This window comes from Paenibacillus sp. P32E (genome assembly GCF_001909085.1).
Classification (GTDB): domain Bacteria; phylum Bacillota; class Bacilli; order Paenibacillales; family Paenibacillaceae; genus Paenibacillus_AQ; species Paenibacillus_AQ helianthi.
On sequence record NZ_LVYY01000006.1, the window covers coordinates 176,842 to 193,728 of the forward strand.

Annotated in this window: 20 protein-coding genes; 13 read left to right on the forward strand and 7 right to left on the reverse strand. The window is 51.7% G+C overall.

Features of this window, described 5'->3' with window-relative positions; translation table 11 throughout:
- The first annotated feature begins 12 nt into the window (after positions 1 to 12).
- From A3848_RS31650 to A3848_RS07710, 5 genes are all read left to right on the forward strand, one after another.
- Entirely contained in the window at positions 13 to 138 is a 126-nt protein-coding gene (locus tag A3848_RS31650; protein WP_020426161.1) for a paeninodin family lasso peptide, read from the forward strand.
- Between the two features lie 114 nt (positions 139 to 252).
- Entirely contained in the window at positions 253 to 1,194 is a 942-nt protein-coding gene (locus A3848_RS07695) for a hypothetical protein (protein WP_074084369.1), read from the forward strand.
- Positions 1,195 to 1,196: 2 nt separating this feature from the next.
- Positions 1,197 to 1,496 carry a lasso peptide biosynthesis PqqD family chaperone gene (locus tag A3848_RS07700; protein WP_256702212.1) on the forward strand — a complete coding sequence of 100 codons (300 nt, stop codon included), beginning with the start codon at positions 1,197 to 1,199 and terminating at the stop codon, positions 1,494 to 1,496.
- Positions 1,493 to 1,951 (forward strand): lasso peptide biosynthesis B2 protein, encoded by a 459-nt coding sequence (locus A3848_RS07705; protein ID WP_074084371.1) that lies wholly within the window; start codon positions 1,493 to 1,495, stop codon positions 1,949 to 1,951. Before A3848_RS07700 ends, A3848_RS07705 begins: the two co-directional genes overlap by 4 nt.
- 13 nt (positions 1,952 to 1,964) lie before the next feature.
- Positions 1,965 to 3,761, forward strand: coding sequence for an ABC transporter ATP-binding protein (locus A3848_RS07710; protein WP_074084372.1), 1,797 nt, complete (start codon positions 1,965 to 1,967; stop codon positions 3,759 to 3,761).
- A gap of 161 nt (positions 3,762 to 3,922) precedes the next feature.
- Here the strand turns inward: A3848_RS07710 and A3848_RS07715 are convergent, their stop codons facing one another.
- On the reverse strand, positions 3,923 to 5,107 hold the full coding sequence (locus A3848_RS07715) for a nucleotidyltransferase domain-containing protein (protein ID WP_074084373.1): 1,185 nt from the start codon (positions 5,105 to 5,107) through the stop codon (positions 3,923 to 3,925).
- A 210-nt stretch (positions 5,108 to 5,317) separates the two neighbouring features.
- On the opposite strand from A3848_RS07715, the gene A3848_RS07720 reads away from it, so the two are divergent.
- The gene (locus A3848_RS07720; RefSeq protein WP_074084374.1) at positions 5,318 to 6,031 is read left to right on the forward strand and encodes a DUF554 domain-containing protein; all 714 of its coding nucleotides are present in this window, start codon (positions 5,318 to 5,320) and stop codon (positions 6,029 to 6,031) included.
- Positions 6,032 to 6,050: 19 nt separating this feature from the next.
- Here A3848_RS07720 and A3848_RS07725 read toward each other — a convergent pair whose 3' ends face one another.
- Positions 6,051 to 6,470 carry a GNAT family N-acetyltransferase gene (locus tag A3848_RS07725; protein ID WP_074084375.1) on the reverse strand — a complete coding sequence of 140 codons (420 nt, stop codon included), beginning with the start codon at positions 6,468 to 6,470 and terminating at the stop codon, positions 6,051 to 6,053.
- Between the two features lie 193 nt (positions 6,471 to 6,663).
- Here A3848_RS07725 and A3848_RS31655 point away from each other — a divergent pair, with 193 nt between their 5' ends.
- Both A3848_RS31655 and A3848_RS31260 read left to right on the forward strand, forming a co-directional pair.
- The gene (locus A3848_RS31655) at positions 6,664 to 7,008 is read left to right on the forward strand and encodes a hypothetical protein (RefSeq protein WP_074107183.1); all 345 of its coding nucleotides are present in this window, start codon (positions 6,664 to 6,666) and stop codon (positions 7,006 to 7,008) included.
- Positions 6,933 to 7,424 carry an aminoglycoside phosphotransferase family protein gene (locus A3848_RS31260; RefSeq protein ID WP_083611993.1) on the forward strand — a complete coding sequence of 164 codons (492 nt, stop codon included), beginning with the start codon at positions 6,933 to 6,935 and terminating at the stop codon, positions 7,422 to 7,424. Before A3848_RS31655 ends, A3848_RS31260 begins: the two co-directional genes overlap by 76 nt.
- 25 nt (positions 7,425 to 7,449) lie before the next feature.
- Here A3848_RS31260 and A3848_RS07735 read toward each other — a convergent pair whose 3' ends face one another.
- On the reverse strand, positions 7,450 to 8,067 hold the full coding sequence (locus tag A3848_RS07735) for an NAD(P)H-dependent oxidoreductase (protein WP_074084376.1): 618 nt from the start codon (positions 8,065 to 8,067) through the stop codon (positions 7,450 to 7,452).
- 200 nt (positions 8,068 to 8,267) lie between these two features.
- Between A3848_RS07735 and A3848_RS07740 the strand changes: the two genes are divergently transcribed.
- The 3 genes from A3848_RS07740 (at position 8,268) to A3848_RS07750 (ending at position 10,176) form a co-directional block, all read left to right on the forward strand.
- Positions 8,268 to 8,957, forward strand: coding sequence for a winged helix DNA-binding protein (locus A3848_RS07740; RefSeq protein WP_074084377.1), 690 nt, complete (start codon positions 8,268 to 8,270; stop codon positions 8,955 to 8,957).
- 91 nt (positions 8,958 to 9,048) lie between these two features.
- Complete coding sequence (locus A3848_RS07745; protein WP_074084378.1) at positions 9,049 to 9,489, forward strand: HEAT repeat domain-containing protein; 441 nt, start codon at positions 9,049 to 9,051, stop codon at positions 9,487 to 9,489.
- A 90-nt stretch (positions 9,490 to 9,579) separates the two neighbouring features.
- Positions 9,580 to 10,176: a hypothetical protein gene (locus A3848_RS07750; RefSeq protein ID WP_074084379.1), complete on the forward strand. Its 597-nt coding sequence runs from the start codon at positions 9,580 to 9,582 to the stop codon at positions 10,174 to 10,176.
- A gap of 164 nt (positions 10,177 to 10,340) precedes the next feature.
- Here A3848_RS07750 and A3848_RS07755 read toward each other — a convergent pair whose 3' ends face one another.
- Positions 10,341 to 11,936 carry an acetate--CoA ligase gene (locus A3848_RS07755; RefSeq protein ID WP_074084380.1) on the reverse strand — a complete coding sequence of 532 codons (1,596 nt, stop codon included), beginning with the start codon at positions 11,934 to 11,936 and terminating at the stop codon, positions 10,341 to 10,343.
- Positions 11,937 to 12,340: 404 nt separating this feature from the next.
- Here A3848_RS07755 and A3848_RS07760 point away from each other — a divergent pair, with 404 nt between their 5' ends.
- Together A3848_RS07760 and A3848_RS07765 are read left to right on the forward strand one after the other, a co-directional pair.
- On the forward strand, positions 12,341 to 12,865 hold the full coding sequence (locus A3848_RS07760; protein WP_074084381.1) for a GNAT family N-acetyltransferase: 525 nt from the start codon (positions 12,341 to 12,343) through the stop codon (positions 12,863 to 12,865).
- Positions 12,866 to 13,055: 190 nt separating this feature from the next.
- A complete protein-coding gene (locus A3848_RS07765; RefSeq protein WP_074084382.1) occupies positions 13,056 to 13,772 on the forward strand; it encodes a stalk domain-containing protein in 717 nt (238 codons plus the stop codon).
- Positions 13,773 to 13,977: 205 nt separating this feature from the next.
- Here A3848_RS07765 and A3848_RS07770 read toward each other — a convergent pair whose 3' ends face one another.
- The 3 genes from A3848_RS07770 to A3848_RS07780 all read right to left on the reverse strand — a co-directional run bounded on the left by A3848_RS07770 (position 13,978) and on the right by A3848_RS07780 (position 16,397).
- Positions 13,978 to 14,103 (reverse strand): DUF4023 family protein, encoded by a 126-nt coding sequence (locus tag A3848_RS07770; protein ID WP_074084383.1) that lies wholly within the window; start codon positions 14,101 to 14,103, stop codon positions 13,978 to 13,980.
- Positions 14,104 to 14,260: 157 nt separating this feature from the next.
- Positions 14,261 to 15,088 carry a WYL domain-containing protein gene (locus A3848_RS07775; RefSeq protein ID WP_074084384.1) on the reverse strand — a complete coding sequence of 276 codons (828 nt, stop codon included), beginning with the start codon at positions 15,086 to 15,088 and terminating at the stop codon, positions 14,261 to 14,263.
- A complete protein-coding gene (locus A3848_RS07780) occupies positions 15,075 to 16,397 on the reverse strand; it encodes a helix-turn-helix transcriptional regulator (protein WP_074084385.1) in 1,323 nt (440 codons plus the stop codon). Before A3848_RS07780 ends, A3848_RS07775 begins: the two co-directional genes overlap by 14 nt.
- Positions 16,398 to 16,887 lie beyond the last annotated feature (490 nt).

Below are 16,887 nucleotides of genomic sequence, written 5' to 3' on the forward strand. Positions count from 1 at the left end.
GGGGGTGAAAATATGAAAAAGGAATACAGCAAGCCTGCTTTGGAAGTACTCGATGTGAAAATGACTATGGCTGGACCTGGTGTCGCCATCGTTGATGCCTTCCAAGATGATCCGGATGAAGTACAACACTACTCCTAGGATGGTTTTGGTTCGATTGGCCCTAGTCTCCCTTTGCTTGCTGAGGGGGACAAGGGCTATATTTTACAGCAATACCCCGAAACCGGGCAAACCCGAAGATATGGAGTGGATCATATGGCGAGTACCGTTCAAGGTTTGGCTTACAAAGCGTTTGGTCTGCAGATCCACAGCGAATTCCCTTTGCCGGAGCTTCCTATTACCAGTGAGCCGGGGCTTATAGGCAGCATATCGGTCATTGAGGGGGATCTGAAAGACCGCTGGGAAGCTATACCGAAGATCACGCGGAGCCTTGGGGTATCCGGGCATGAGGTTATGTTCGAGGCGAAGGATACAGCCATCTTTGCCATTCAGGACGGCAATACGATTACAGTATCACCTGTTTCAGGAGCAGATCCGGATTGTATCCGTCTCTTCATCCTTGGCAGCTGCATGGGGATTCTGCTGATGCAGAAACAGATTCTTCCGCTTCATGGAAGTGCGCTTGTTATAGATGGCAAGGCATACGCACTGGTTGGGCGTTCAGGGGCAGGCAAATCAACGCTGGCCTCGTATTTGATGGATCAGGGGAGTCCGCTGATCAGTGACGACGTTATTCCCGTTATGGTGCATAATGGTTATCCATTAGCCGTTCCAGGTTATCCGCAGCAAAAGCTGTGGCAGCAGAGCCTGGACTATTTGGGAATGAATTCGTCCCTCTACCGCCCGCTGTTTGAGAGAGAAACCAAGTTTGCCGTACCGGTGCATGACCGCTTTTACGGTGAGCCATTGCAGCTTGCAGGCCTGTTTGAATTATCTGCCGCCCCGGAGGCTCCGGTCAGCCTGCAGACGATTAACGGTATGGAGCGGTTTCACACCTTGTACAATCATACTTATCAGAGAGCAATTGTCGACCGGATTGGTATCCGTGAATGGCATTTTGGAATGCTGGCTTCCTTCGTGGGACGGCTGCCGATGTACCGGCTGACCCGGCCGGAGCAGGGCTTCAGTGCTCCGCAGCAAACCGCACTTATTCTAGAAGCGTTGCAGCAGCATCAAATGAAGGAGATGAATCCATGAATATGAATACTACAGAGGTCCTATCGCTCGAATCCGTGCTGGTACAGCGCGAGGGGAATATTGCCAGCGATATGGACGGCGAGAAGGTCATGCTGAATGTAAAGAATGGCAAATACTACAACCTGGGTGAGGTTGGCGGGGAAATCTGGACTGCGCTGGCGTCGCCTGTAACCGCAGGCCGGGTGGTAGAGATCATTCAGGAGAGCTTTGAGGTTCCAGAAGAGATTGCCCGCCAGGATGTGTTTGCTTTTTTGCAGAGCCTGCTGAATGAGGATCTTGCGGCTATTGTAAGCCAGCCATGATTACCTTGCGGCGCATTCGCTTACTGCTGACGGTGGACAAAGCCGCCTTGGCGCTCCTTCCCGAGGCGCTTTGGAGGCTTTTTCTCGTTCGGATCCAGCTGTTGTTTCCTTTTGCCAAAACGGCTTCCCAGCTGGGCATACAGTCTCTGGAAACCCCTGTAGTATCCAAAGAGAGCGATATCGCCCGCATTCAGCATATTACCAAAGCGATCCGTATCATGAGCCGCTATACGCCCTGGAAAAGCACTTGTATGGTCCGGGCGGTAGCCGGACTCCAAATGCTCGAAAAACGCGGGATCGAGAGCACGCTGTACATGGGAGTTGCCAAGGACAAGCAGGGCCAGATGATTGCCCATGCCTGGTTACGCAGCGGGTCTTATTATGTCTCCGGCGATGATGTGATGAAGGGTTTCGTGGTGGTGAAGAAATTCGCCAAAGTATTACATGCTGAGTGATCGAGGTGGGTCCATGCAAGCGATAATGTACTACATCCGGCAGCTTCAGCGCTTGTCCGGAGTCAAACTGTATCTAAATCTGCTCGGTATGGGGATCAGTGGCCTGCTGGAGAGCTCTGCCGTTCTGCTGCTGGTGCCCATGCTGGGCATGGCCGGCATTCAGCTTGGCGGAAAAACGGCAGGCCTCGACCTGCCTATGCTCGGTTTCATATCAGACCTGCCTCAGACCGAAGCGCTTGCGCTGGTGCTTGGCGGGTATGTATTCATTGTACTTTCCCAGAATCTGATCACCCGTTTTGTAGCTATCCGGAACGTCGATATTCAGCAGACCTACAGCCGGCAGCTGCGGTATGAAGTATACAGTGCATTGCTGCGGGCCGAATGGTCTTTTTTTCTGAAAAAACGCACCTCTGACCTGATCAATGTAATGACGACCGAGCTCGCGAGGGTGCTTGCGGGGATCAGCGCTTTCCTGCAGTTCCTGACTTCGCTGCTGTTCACACTGGTCCAGATTGGCTTCGCGTTCTGGCTGTCTCCCCAAATGACGCTTGCCGTACTGGTCTGCGCGGTTCTGCTGTCTTTGTTCTCCCGCCGGTTTATCCGCAAGGCGAAGAGGCTGGGCAGCCGGAGCTCCGAGCTGGGCAAGCAGTATCTGGCCGGGATTACGGATCAATTGAACGGCATCAAGGATATCAAAAGCAACAATCTGGAGGATTCCCGGCTGGGCTGGATGCATGAATTCACCGGTGAGGTCAAACAGGAGCAGCTGGATTATACGCGGCTGCGCACGAATTCCCAGCTGCTGTACAAAATGTCATCAACGCTGCTGATCGCGATGTTCATCTTCGTGTCGTTCCGTTTTCTGCATGTGGAGGGACCTTATCTGCTCCTGGTGATTCTGGTGTTCGCCCGGCTGTGGCCGACCTTCTCCGCGCTTCAGACACTGCTGGAGCAGCTTGCTTCCGTGCTGCCTTCCTTCAAGCAATTGCAGCTGCTGCAGGAAGAATGTCTGCAGGCTGCGGAGCATGGCGCGCAGGAATCCAGAGCTGTCGTTGCCCCTATGATGCTTAAGCATAGTCTGGAGGCGCGCAATGTGGATTTCCGCTACAACCCGCAAGAGCAGGAGTACTCGCTGCGCGGTGTGAACGTGGTGATCCCGGCTAACCGTATGACTGCCATTGTAGGACGTTCGGGTGCAGGGAAAAGCACGCTGGTGGACCTGCTCATGGGACTGATGCAGCCGGAATCGGGGGAGATTCTGGCAGACGGGCAGCCGGTCACTGGAGAGAGGCTTCTGCCTTACCGGCGTTCTATAGGCTATGTAGCGCAGGACCCTTTTCTGTATAACGCCACGATTCGTGACAATCTGACGATGATCAAGCCGGATGCCAGTGAGGATGAGCTATGGGAGGCGCTGGAATTCGCTTCGTCAGCCGATTTTGTCCGTAAGCTGCCTCAGGGATTAGACACACTGCTCGGTGACCGCGGCGTCCGTCTTTCAGGCGGAGAGCGGCAGCGTCTTGTGCTGGCACGGGCAATCATCCGCAAGCCGTCTATCCTGGTGCTGGACGAAGCGACGAGTGCACTGGATACCGAGAACGAGAAGCGGATTCAGGAGGCGCTGGAGCGTTTGAAGGCAACAGTCACAGTCATCGTCATTGCACACCGGTTGTCGACAATCCGGGGAGCGGATCAGATTCTGGTCATCGACCAGGGCCGTGTCATCCAGCAGGGAGTATTCAGCGGCCTGGTCTCCGAAAAAGGCGGCATGTTCAGCCGTCTGCTCAGCAGCCAGGAAGAGGCCATGTAAGGTTAGAGTGGTGCAGCAGGTTCTGCGTTCTAATGAAATAAATGGGTATAAAAAAAGGATACTTCCGCACAAAGTGCAGGAGTATCCTTTTTATTGGTGCGTTGAAAGGGAGTATCTCTATTTCACAGCCATACCGTGCGGCCATCGGCGCGGTATGGCTATTATTCCGTTCTGCCGCTAACCTTGCGCCAAGTCCACAAAAAAGGGCGCAAAAGGAAGTAGAGCACATGCAGCTTCTTTGGCAGCGGCAACGTCTTGGCATCTGCCGCATAAGGGTACAGAAAGCCGATGATGTACAGAAACTGATGCCAGCGCGTCAGGATCGCCGGCTGATAATATTTGTAATGGCGCTCTACCTCCGGCTCCAGGGGAGGATTGTGCAGATTGATCATACGCGCGACATAGAAAAGCGAAAGCCCGGCAATCCGCCGCGCCTTGGGCCGCTCCGCGAGGCTGGCCAGCGCAGGCTCAACTGGCGCAGCCAGCAGATCGGCAGCAAGCAGAAGCGCCTGTCCGCCGACATCGTTGTAATGGTACCGCCGCAGCAGTGCGGTCAGTTTGCCGGTATCGGGCTTTTGGAGCAGTAGCTGACGGATATCCAGCAGCCATCTCAGTCTCGACCAGCCATGGCGTGCGCCATGGGCCGCCAGAAAAAGAAATAAGTCTTCGCTGCCCAAATAATGGACATTGTGCCCGAAGTGGCTGCTCGTCCGTGCATGTTTCCACAGCTCGTCGAAATCCGGCTCTGTGGAGGGACCGGGACTGAGGCGCCAATGCACCTCCACCTTAATGCCTTTGTCCGGATGATTGAACGTGGTGTGATGCTCCCGCCATTTCCAGTCTCCCAGTATACTTTCGAAGTCTTCCTCCTTGACATAACCAAGGCGGAGAAGCAGTGATTCCGTTTCAGCCAGCTGTGCCATCGGTACGATAAAATCGAGATCACGCGAGGTGCGCAGCGAGATTTCGCCATACAGCTCCTGGGCAAGCACCGGTCCTTTCAGGAACAGGGAACGGATCTGCAGCTTCGCAAGCTCCTCCCCGATATAGCCCATTTCCCCGCTGAGCTGGAGCATTTGCACAGTATTTCTGCGGTATTCCCGTTTCAATCGCTCGGTTACCTCCGGGGGCACATGCTCTTCACGCATCCGGCTAAGTTTGGGATAAATATAAGGAAATACCCGATGATGCAGGGACAACCGTACCCATAGCTCCCAGTCGATATCCATGAACAGCTGTCGATTCTGTTTGGCGGTGTCATCGATGTCGTCCGTGTTAAGGACTTCTAAAAGAAGCCGAAGCTCTTTGGAAAAGCTCTTTGTATCCAGGCCATACCCGTCATTCATAGGAGATCTCCTTACTTGAATTTGTAACGCTTCGTTCTGTAATCTGTTCGGTTTAAAGAACGCACTTTGAGCGTACCATCGAAACCTGAAAATTGTCAATTTCCTGAACTATAACATGAAGATAGACTATTGACGCAGTCAAGGTAGTTGGTAGACTAGTGAGAGTGCTCGGATCAATGAATACGCAAATGTGGGGGAAGAGCGAAAGAGATGGTACTATTAGGCGCTATAGTTAACGGTATTGCGATTATTGCAGGAACACTCCTGGGCAAGCTGCTGCAGCGGATACCGGAGAGTATGAAAAACACAGTGATGCAGGCGATTGGCCTTGCCATTATTGTTCTGGGGATTCAGATGGGCTTCAAAAGCGGAAACTTCCTGATCGTCATCCTGAGTCTCGTCATCGGAGCTGTGGCAGGTGAATGGATAGATCTGGATGAGAAGTTCAACCGGGTAGGCGAATGGCTGGAGCATAAGATAGGTTCAGGTGAACAAGGGAGCCTGTCCCTTGGTTTTGTCACCGCAAGTCTGGTGTTCGTGGTGGGGGCAATGGCCATTCTGGGCGCACTCGACAGCGGGATGAAAGGGGATCATCAGATTCTGTATACCAAAGCTATCATGGATGGATTTATTTCCATTATACTGACCTCTACTTTGGGAATGGGTGTCTTGTTCTCTGCGATCCCCGTTTTTCTCTATGAAGGAGCCATTGCCCTGTGTGCTACACAGATTACCCGGTTCGTTCCCGATGCCTTGATGAGCAGCATGATTACAGAGATGACAGCAGCTGGCGGGGTGATGATCATGGCTATCGGCCTCAATCTGTTGGGGATTACCAAGATCAAGGTGGCTAATCTGTTGCCGGGCATTCTGGTGGCGGTGCTGCTGGTGGCGATGATGTACGGGTACGGGCAGTCTGTTTGAAAAGTAGACGGAACGCCGCTTAGAGATCCTTTTTCAGGTAATAGTGGCTGAAGCCTCCGGCATTGGGAAGGGTCCCGTACACCTCGAAACCGTGTTTCAGGTAAAAATCCAACGCTTGAAAGCTTAAGGTGTCCAGCTTGATGAAATCGCAGCCTTTGGAACGGGCGAGGGATTCAGCCTCTGCGATCAGCAGGCTTCCATAGCCGGTTTTGCGGCAGGCCTCGTCCACGAACAGGTAGTGCACCTCCAGCCAGTTCCAGCAGATTTCACCGGTGAGGCCACCGTAATTCACGCCATCCGCATTTTTTAGAAACAGCTGTACTTCCTGGTACCTGCCTTTTAAGGAATCAGGGAAATGCCTCCAGTTAAACTCTCTCATTTTGTCTGATACATAGGTTTTGTCGGCAGGGAGGAATGTCTGAGAAATAAAAAGCTCCATGGTCGATACTTCCTCTCGGTTCGGATAGAAGCCTGTTAAGGGCTCAATATCTTGAGCTTAGCATATCTCTGCCGGGACTTCGTGCTAAAGTTTTCTTTATAGTTGTTGAGTACCGCTGATCTAAATCAGTGAAAGGTCATGATGGGAGCATAAGTGATGAACATTCAAAAAACTCCTGGAAGGATGTGAGGAAATGATAAATGCTATACGCGGGATACCGGGGGCCGAGTCGTGGTCAACGGTAGAACCCGTGCTGAAAGGCTGGTCGAGTGACCGGAAGTTTTATGTCGAGGATCTGGCGGGGCGCAGATTGCTGCTGAGACTCTCACCGGGTGCTTCGCTTGAGTGCAAACAGCGGGAATATGAAGCGATCCGCAGCTTTAATGAATTGGACTTCCCGATGTCCCGGGCTGTTGATTTTGGGAGTTGCAGCAAGAGAAGCTCCCCCACTATGAAGCGGAGATGCAGGCCAAGATTCTCTCAAGGATCAAGGAATACGAAGACTGCCCGTACCACCTGGAGGGGGATCAGCAAGTAATTGCCTTCGTTCGGCAGAACATCAGTGAGATCCATAATGTGGAAAAGGTGCATCATCACGGTGATTTCCATGTAGGCAACCAGATTTACACGACTGAAGGAAGGATTGGCGTTATAGATTTCAACCGCTGGGACATTGGAGATTATGCGGAGGAATTCTATAAAATACAGTTCTTCGACAGGGAGCAGAGCATCCCTTTTGCTAAGGGCAAGCTGGAGGGCTATTTCGGAGGGCCGCCACCGGAGGATTTCTGGAAAAGACAGGCGCTGTATGTGGCGTATACCTCGCTGTATTCCATAAAGTGGTCGATTCCCTACGGCGAAGCCGACATTCAGGACATGATGGAACGCTGCCGACTCGCTCTGAAGGACTATGACCAATTCCGTAGAATGATTCCCGGCTGGTACCGGGAGTAGTCGGCTAGACAACCAATGTCACAAACTACAGCCGGGCGAACCGCTGCTCGGTTTTCTGCAGATAGTGTTCACGCGCTTGCGGGCTGCGTCTCTCCATACCGGTATAATTGTACCAGCGGAGTTTGTGGATACCCATCTTGCGGAAGGTGCCGCGGAAGAGAACTTTGGTGACGGGATTGCCGAAGAACCATCGGTAGATCGTGTCCGGAGTGCTCATCACAGTCAGCAGGGAGACGCCTGTAAGCTTCGGCAGCAGGTGGGAGAACGGCCGTCCCGGCTTCGGTTCATGATAGATTGTCCCCTTAACAAATACTTTGTCAAGAAAACCCTTCGTAGTAGCGGGCATACATTCCCACCAGATTGGAAAAATGAAGATCAGATGATCGGCGGCGATTATACGCTTCTGGTAGTCAGCGGCAAGCGGGTCAAGCGTCTTTCCCTGTCTCCAGGCGGCAAGCTCTGCAGCAGAGATCACCGGATTGAAGCCGTCGGCATGCAGATCCATGAGATCCACCTCATGGTGGTTCAAGGCCAGACCGCGCATAACGGAAGCCAGGAGGGCGGCGGAATAGCTTCGGGCGTGAGGGATATTTGCGGAAGCTCCAGCCCCGTATGGATGATCGAAAATAATAGCAATTCTCATGAGCAGTACTCCTTTGGGTTTATTGTTTCGTGAATTACATTTATGTTTCTTGGATACAATAATATATGCTGGTTTCTATGGTGTCAATAATATTTCCTGGAAACTTTATTTATGTTCCGTTTGTTGCTACACTGGATTCAGCAAGTGCCACAGAATTTAAAGCGTAGGCTTTGAAAGTATTTTTAGGAGGGAACCCTGCTGTGCCTTATTCCCCAGAGAGTGCAAGCATCACCTCTAAGCAGCTTCTCATTCATAATCTAATGGAGTCAGCATCTAAACTTCAGAAGCATTTTCAAACGGAGGATGATGACGAGCGGCGTTGGATGATCCGCAATTGCAACAATCCTCTTGTCATTGAGTTTCTGCGGGAGTCTACGGTGATGATGCTGCATGTCATAGACGCAATCGGTAAGCTGGAGCCGGTCAATGGAGCCTCCATTTCGAAAGAGTTCGGCATTCCCAAGGGCAGTGTGTCTAAGGTCACCCGGAGGCTGCTGGAGAAAGGAATCATCAGCACGGAATTTTTGCCGGATAACAAGAAGGAAGTGCTGTTCCGCACGACTGCGTTAGGCCGGGAAGTCTTTGAGCTTCACCAGGCGCTGCACCGGCAAATGAATATTGGCATCCAGCTTTTCCTGGAAAGATACACTGAGGAGGAACTGTCCTTCATCATCCGTGGGCTTGAGGATACGATGGAAGCGACATGGACGGAACCGGAAACCATTGCCGCTAAGTTTGCAGGGCAGCATTCTGCCGCTGCGGAGGAGCCGTTGTTTACAGGAGAATCCCCGGAGCTGCAGCAGATTACAGCTATGCTCCGTCAACTGGATGAACGTAGTCTGAAGAAGGCGAAGACCATTCTGCAGGATGTTTTTTTCACTTCGTATTAATATTGGTGTAAAAGATTGAAATCAAGGAGTGCAGTACGGTAGAATTGCACTATACGACCAGCAGATTTAACCAAGAAGGGGATTGTAACGTTTGAATAATGAAGAATTGAATAACGGGCTGCCGGAGAATTACGAGGAACTGAAGAAGGCTGCCGGACGCTCTGCCGATTGGAGAGCGCGTCTTGAGGCCGTGGAGGAGCTTGGCCGCTTCAACCATAAACAAATTATTGATATTCTGAATCGTCTGATGATCAGCGATCCTGTATATACCGTTCAAGAAGCTGCATATGCGAAGCTGAAGGCCTTCGGTGAAGAGGTTACCGTGCCTTCGAAGAACAAAGCGGAGCTGTTCAGAGGTGTATCCAAGATTGTGCTGCGCGTCAAGAAGAGCCTTCCAAGGGACCATTCCTATGAAGAGTTCAAGGAAAAGCTGAAAAAGATGCGGATTGACGTCTATGATGCTTATGAAGGCGAGAAGGGCGAAGATTTTGACGCCTGGCTGCAGAAATTGTGGGCTTCAGCCACTAAATAGGTAAGGCCATAGAGCGGAGAGACGGGGAGGATTCCCTATCGCTCCGTTTTTTGACGGTTCTCAAAAACTAATCATGCAAAGGATGACAATATGCTTAACAATTCATCTACTGAATCATTAACACGCCTATTTCAGGAGTTTCTTCAGCTGTCTGCCGGACTGCGCCCGAACTACATTGCCAGCTTAGGGAGCGGGGGATCGGCCGGGGTCCCGGCGATCAGCGACATCGTACCGGCTGTGCCAGGGCTTTTGGAGGCCATCTACAGCCAGGTTTCGGGTACCAGCAGCAACGAAGAAGAGCCAAGTCTGATCGAATTCATTCCGGGCTACCGGCTGATTCATATTCAGGAGTATGCGCAGGAAATCCAGGTGCTGAGAAGTATTCTGGAAGAAAAGGGATACAGCGGCGGAGGAACCGTTCTGCCCATCCTGACCAACTACGGTAGTGATTTTATCTGCTATTTGCAGAGTGAGGACGGAACCGAGCGGATCTGCGACCTGCTGCATGACTACGGCGACCTGGTGGTGATGTACGATTCCCCGGAGAAGTTCCTGGAGACGCTTTGCGAATTTTACAAGCAGGATGTGTATTTTCTGGATGAGGAAGGCTATTTGGACTGCGATCTGGTTCTCGAAGGGGAAGTTGGCGCAGCACTGAATCCGTCGGCCAACTATTGGTCGGAATGATTTCCTGGCAGAAGAACACAGCGGACGAAAATTTCAATTCGTTATTAAAGAGGTTCAATTTATCTCACGTATACAAAAAACGGGTGTCTTCCATATAGAGGAAGACACCCGCTTTATTATTTATAGAAGCAACTTGCCGTGTTTACACTATAGCGGTAAAGCGGTTATTCCTGCGCAGCCTTTTTTTCCTGCTCCCGCAGTTCCACGCGCCGGATCTTGCCGGAGGCGGTTTTTGGGAGATCCGCGATAAATTCAATTTTGCGCGGGTATTTGTAAGGGGCCGTCCACTCTTTTACATGGGACTGCAGCTCTTTGGCCAATTCTGGTGTACCTGTAACATTGTCCTTCAGTACAACAAAGGCTTTGACAATCGAGCCGCGAATCTCGTCAGGACTGGCCACCACGGCGCATTCCTTGACCAGGGTATGCTTCATCAGGGCTTCTTCCACTTCAAACGGTCCGATGGTATATCCCGAACTGATGATGATGTCATCGCCACGGCCTTCGAACCAGAAGTAGCCGTCCTCATCCTTGTGCGCCCGGTCTCCGGTGACAAAATACTCTCCATGCGAGCAGTTCACCTTGCGTTCCGGGTCTTTGTAATAGTTCTGGAACAAGGCTGGCATGCTTAAGTGTACGGCAATATCTCCAACGACTCCTGCAGGCAGCAGGTTCCCTTCTTCGTCAATGACCTCAACAAGGCCGGGAGCTATGGATTTGCCCATGGAGCCGACACGGATCGGTTCATCCTTGAGTGCCGCAATAATCAGCGTGCTCTCCGTCTGCCCGTAGCCGTCGCGGATAGTAATATCGAAATGCTCCTGGAAGGTGTTGATGACCTCCTGGTTGAGCGGCTCACCTGCGGATACGGCGCAGCGCAGCTTCGACAGATTATAGTGCGGCAGACCTTCGGTCTTGGCCATTAAGCGGTATTCGGTAGGCGTACAGCATAATACCTGAATTCCCTGATCCTGCAGCAGCTGCAAATAACGTTCCGGATGGAAAGGCCCGTTGTAGACAAAGCCGGTTGCGCCGTTGCCTAGAACAGTGAGGAACGGACTCCAGATCCATTTCTGCCAGCCCGGTGCGGCTGTAGCCCAGACAGTATCGGACTCACGGATATCGAACCAGAGCGAAGAGACAATTCTCAGATGTGCGTAACCCCAGCCATGCGTATGAACCACAGCCTTGGGATTGCCGGTTGTGCCCGAGGTATAAGCCAGAATTGCGATATCATCGCGGCGGCTCGCTACAGCTGTGAAACTCTCCGGCTGCCCATCCATCAGGCCCTCCAGATCAGTCCACCCGCTGCCAAGTACTTCTTCACTCCCGCCAACCGAGAGACGGTAATCAAGTGCCGGCAGATCATCGGTGATTTTATTGACTTCACTGGTCACTTCAGACCAGACAATGACCGCTCTGGCTTCGGAATGGCGCAGCCGGTAGGCCAGATCCTTGGCCCGCAGCATTTCGGAGGAAGGAATAACAGCGAGCCCAAGCTTTAGGCAGGCCAGATAAATGACATAAGCGATAATCCGGCGCGGAACCATAACAAGTACACGGTCACCTTGCTTCAGGCCTAGACCGGACAGCCCGCCGGCAAGGCGGTAGGCCTGCTTCATAAGCTCACCGTAAGTGATTTCTTCGTAATTGCCGTTCTCTTGTAGCCACTTAAGCGCAATCTTATCGGCTGGATGATGCTCCATTTCCGAAGTGAGATTGTAGAATTCAGGTGCAATCCAATGCTGATTGTCCAAAATGAATCTCTCCTAATATAAACGTGATGTTTTTTCAATAGGTATAGTATAGCACGTTCTCCTAGTACCAGGTGCTAAACTGGAGGGGAACAGTAGAGAATGTTCTGTGACTATTTTTGGCTATCATGCAGAAATGTATAGGCCCCAGAAAGGAAGAGCATCATGGCACTACGGTTTCAAAATAGTCGCAATCCCGATTAGGGAAAGGCTTATGGGAAATTATACAAAATTGAAACAACTTGTCCAGGGCAACCTTCTATAATAGTGGGAAAAGCCCCCAAGCGGCGGCATGGCTTGCTCCCTCCCTAATCTTTTGCTTACGATTATTCCCAATACCATTAAGGGTAAGCCAAGCAAGGAACCTTCAGCCGCTAACCGGCAACTATCCAGAAAGCAGGAAGATGACCATGAACCCTACAGCCTTTGAAGAGATTTATACCATTATGGAAGCTTCTTTTCCTGTCACTGAAATCAGAACCTTCAGTGGACAAAAGTCGTTGCTCAGCCATCCTCATTACCGGCTGCATACCGAGCTGGATACGGAGAACCGCATTCAGGCCTTCCTGGCCGCATGGGAATTCCCGGAGCTGCGGTTTGTCGAGCATCTTGCGGTCAACCCCGAGATCCGCGGAGGGGGGATTGGCAAGAAGCTGATGCAGACGTATCTCGCCCTTACGGACAAGCCTGTTGTGCTGGAGGTGGAGCCACCGGAAAATAAGCTTGCAGAGCGCAGAATCGTCTTTTACGAGCGCCTGGGCTTTCATCTTAATCCTTTTGATTATGTGCAGCCTCCGCTGCGCGAGGGGCAAGCCGATCTGCCTCTGAGAATCATGACCTATCCCCGGCAGGTGACGCTGCAGGAATTCCGGATGTTCCGGGATATCCTGTATACCGAAGTCTATAATATCCCGGTTCCTGGCCGCCGCCGGTAGCATTGGGATTACCATGAGCTAGGCCACAGCCCGCACTATTCATTATGAATAGGCGGGTTTTTTCTCAAGAAAAACGGACACTGGCTTGGAATTACTTCTTTACAATCACGATACAAGTTGGAAACAAGTTCATGATTAAATGTATCTATAGCAAGGAACACACAAACGAACTTACAAGGAGACGATTATAATGAAAAGCAAAAAAATGATCATAGCAACCATGGTATTCGGAATGGCAGTTACAGGCTCGGCGGGGGTATATGCAGGAACCAACATGCAGAAGATTAGCGCGTATCTGAATCACAGCATTGGATTTACAGTAAACGGAGCCGCATACACTCCGGTAGATAATAATGGCAAGACGCTTGCACCAATCACTTATAATGATACAACTTACCTGCCTGTCCGGGCGATGGCGGACGCGCTCAAAGTGCCGGTAACTTTCAATCCTTCAACCAATCAGGTCATTCTGGGTTCATCAGCGGGATCAACAGCACCGGGTAACGGTTCAGCGGTTACTTTGGCCACCATCCAGTACAGTGCCGCGCAAAAAGAAGCCATCACCAAGGCATTCTCCGCCTTCCAGGGCTTCGAGACCGCCTATGCACCGATGCAAATGATCAGCGGAGACGCCTTCCAAAAGGCAGCCGAAGGCTCCGATGGCGTAAGATTCCTCTTCAGCCACATGAACGTAGATATCTCGCCGCGGGATTACTCCTACGAGTATAACGGTACTACAGTGAAGCTTTCGACTGGTGCAGCAGCCAAATGGTATACTCCTTCGGATATCCCGATGCTTACCTTTAAGCTGGATGACCGCTACGTCACTCTGAGCTCACCGGACAAAGCGCTGAGCAAAGCCCAGCTTGAGAAAGTGGCTGCAAGTGTAGCGAAACTGAGCAAATAACATTTTCTATTATTAAAGGTGAAACTGCGAGCAGCCCGCTCTATCCATAGGATAGGCGGGCTGCTCCATAACCTTACTTTGAAAAGAAAGCCGCAATCGCAGCTGCAAAAGAGACAATGCAGCTCCATATCCACGAAGAACAGCAGACAATAACCCCGTAGGTCTCCTCTCCAGAATTCAGGAGTCCTGCGGGGTTATCTGCTATTTATTTATTCGTGCCGTGCTGCTTGGTTGCCAGTCTGGCTTCCGGTGAGCCTTTGCCGCGGCGTTTGTTTTTCTCCGCCTTCTTCATGTTCTCCTGAAACTTCTCCACGAACTCGTGAGTGTCCATTGATATCCTCCTAAAAGTTTTGTAAGCATGTGCTTCATCGAGTGACTTCGTACAAAACTCGCTTCGAAAGCATACGCTAAAAGTTTTGTAAGCATGTGCTAAGTGTAGCAGCAGTATTTCTCAGACCTGCTGTTACTGTGCCCGCTTTTGCGGAGGATCATTCCTGGCGGGTCAGCGTCTGGTCCGGGGAGGCTCCATACAGAGCCAACGCCTTCAAAGCGGATTCCCGCATGCGTTTTTTTAGCCAGTTCCCTTCAACAATTCGCACCCGTTTGCCCAGAAAGCGCATTTTGGATAGCACATATTCACCTTCGTTGCCCAAGTAGAACAAGGAGATGTAATAGGTGTCCTTGTCCTCGTCATAACGGACCTCCTTCTCGAAGCAGGAAAAGGCATAGAGAATCCTCGACAACTCCCGGTTGTAATTCGGAAGGACCTCGATCACGGCGCTCTGCCTGCGGCTCTCCAGAATTCGGTGGATCTCGGCCTGAGTCGTGCGTACAAGCTCGGGTGCTGCCGGAACTTCGCATACCGATGTTATTTTCTTCAGTCTGATGCTCATGAAGTCCCGGCGCGTCCAGCTGTACCACAGCAGATACCATTCCCGTTTGACCATGGAATATTCGAGACGGTAGGGAAGGCCGGACTGTTCCGGACCGGGGTGCCCGTTGTTCAGGCCGATGCTCACTTGTATGCCCTGATGGTGTTGAATACTTCGGCGAAGCACACGCACCAGCGGATGATAGACCTGTACTTCTGCAGTCGAAGCCTTATGGATCAGATCTTCAGCGAGATTCAGAGGAGCCTCTCCCTCCAAAAGGGTCTGCAGCTTATCAAGTGTCACTCCGGAAAAGGCGGCGGCAGCAGAGGGATGGTCCAGCATCAGCTTCAGCCAGGAGCGTTCATGGGAAGTGGAGAGAAAGACGCCGCTATCCTCCATCCGGGAGAGGATACGGTAATTAAAGATTTTCTCAAAAGGGTTCATAGTAGTCCAGCATCTCCTTCCATTCCGCAATCAGCTCCTGCCGGAGCTGCCTCGGCGCAAGCACCTCACAGCTTGAGCCGAAGCTGCGCAGCCAGGGCTTGATTTCGGTCGTGCCGTTTACGGTAATTTCATAGATGAAAAAGTGCAGATCCTCCTCGGTTATAACACCCCACTGCCCTTGCAGCAGCACACGCTCCTTCACAAAATTACGGGCAGAGCCGCTGCGCTGGGGATTTAGGAATTTAGCCCTTACAGTAACGGGACGGCTGGTATCGATCAGCCAGCTTGTGGCGATCTGCTGCTCCAGCGCGGATTGCTCCGCCAGGAAAAGCTCTTCTGTGACAGCTTCGCCTTCCTCGATTTGTGTCATGCCCTCCATCCGGTACTTGCGGATGCCCATGTGCTTGCTGTGAGTGAGTAAATACCATCTGCCGTACTGATGATCGTAGACGATTTTGAGGGGCAGTGCTGTTTCCGGGCGGCCGCCGGATTCACGCTCGAAGAGCGGATTGGTGCTTTTAGCGGCATAGCTGGTGTCGGCTTTCGGCGAAAAGTAGAGAAAATGCACCTTACTGCGGCTTTTGATGGCTGCCAGAAGTGTGGACAAGTGGGCTTCATCCAGGATTCTGGAATAATAATGGTATTTGTATAAAAAGGGTTCGATGGCCTGTTTCTCCGCATCCTGCCGGAGCAGTTCTTTTTTCAGGCTGTTGCGGAGCAAATATCCCTGCACGGAAGGCAGCTGGGTATTCGCCATAATATCCACGAAGTCGAACAGATCCATAAGCTCCTCTCCGGTCAATTGCTTGACCAGATCATTATTCAGCCGGTAACGGTAAGGACGCGGACCGGCTCCCCGCACAATAGCCCCGACCTCCTGCAAATATTTCAGGTCGCCGCGGATCGTCTTTTCATCGGGAAAAGTATTCTCCGGGTCCAGCCCGCAGCAGCAGATGTCCAGCAGATCCTTTATGGCCAGCTCCTGGCCGCCATTCAGTGCAGCTAGAATCCGGGAGATTCTCAGACTTTCTGATTCCTTGAGCGACTTGGCCTGGAACAGAAACAGCAGCAGGGGGTCGGCGGATTCGTAGTAATTGAACCGAAGCGCATCGGTGAAGCCCTGGGCTTGTGCCTCCGGCGGCTGTTCCTGCAGGGTGGTTGCGACTTCCTTTAGCTTCTTCAGGGTTTTATCGAAGGTATGAACCGAGATGCCGAGACGTTCGGCAAACTGCTGACGGCTGTACGCACCGCTGGTCAATACAAGCATCCGCAGAAACTGGATTTCCTTATCAAAGCTTTCCTTGGCCATGGCAGCCTCCGATCATACATAGTAGACACCTAATTTCTATTGTACCAGCGGTGGCAAATGGAGAAAATGGAGAAGTTTCTCTATTCTCGTAATACTTACGCCATGTTCGCCGGGAAGAAAATAAGCGAAGATGGATACAAGAAAGCTGATGCTGCCAAGCGAAGCTGACTTGAAAAGATTCTCCGAGGCGCATGGACGGGATACTTCGCCTGTTAAGCGACCTGTCGCTGGTTCGACTCCAGCTTCTTTCTAAAGAAGGAATAGCTCAGTGGTAGAGCAGTCTGTGCCTGTCCAATCTTGTTTTCTTCGGAGGTTAAAATGTACACAAAGCGAGGCGACTGAAAGGGATCCTTCGTCTGTTACGGGAATAGAATTGACGGTGCCCCAGGGCACTGACCGGCCTTTTCAACCCAATTCCTCGCTTTGTGCAATCCATCAAGCCGGTGAGGCGCCGGGACGGGTTACTTCACACTCCAACGTGACCAATGAA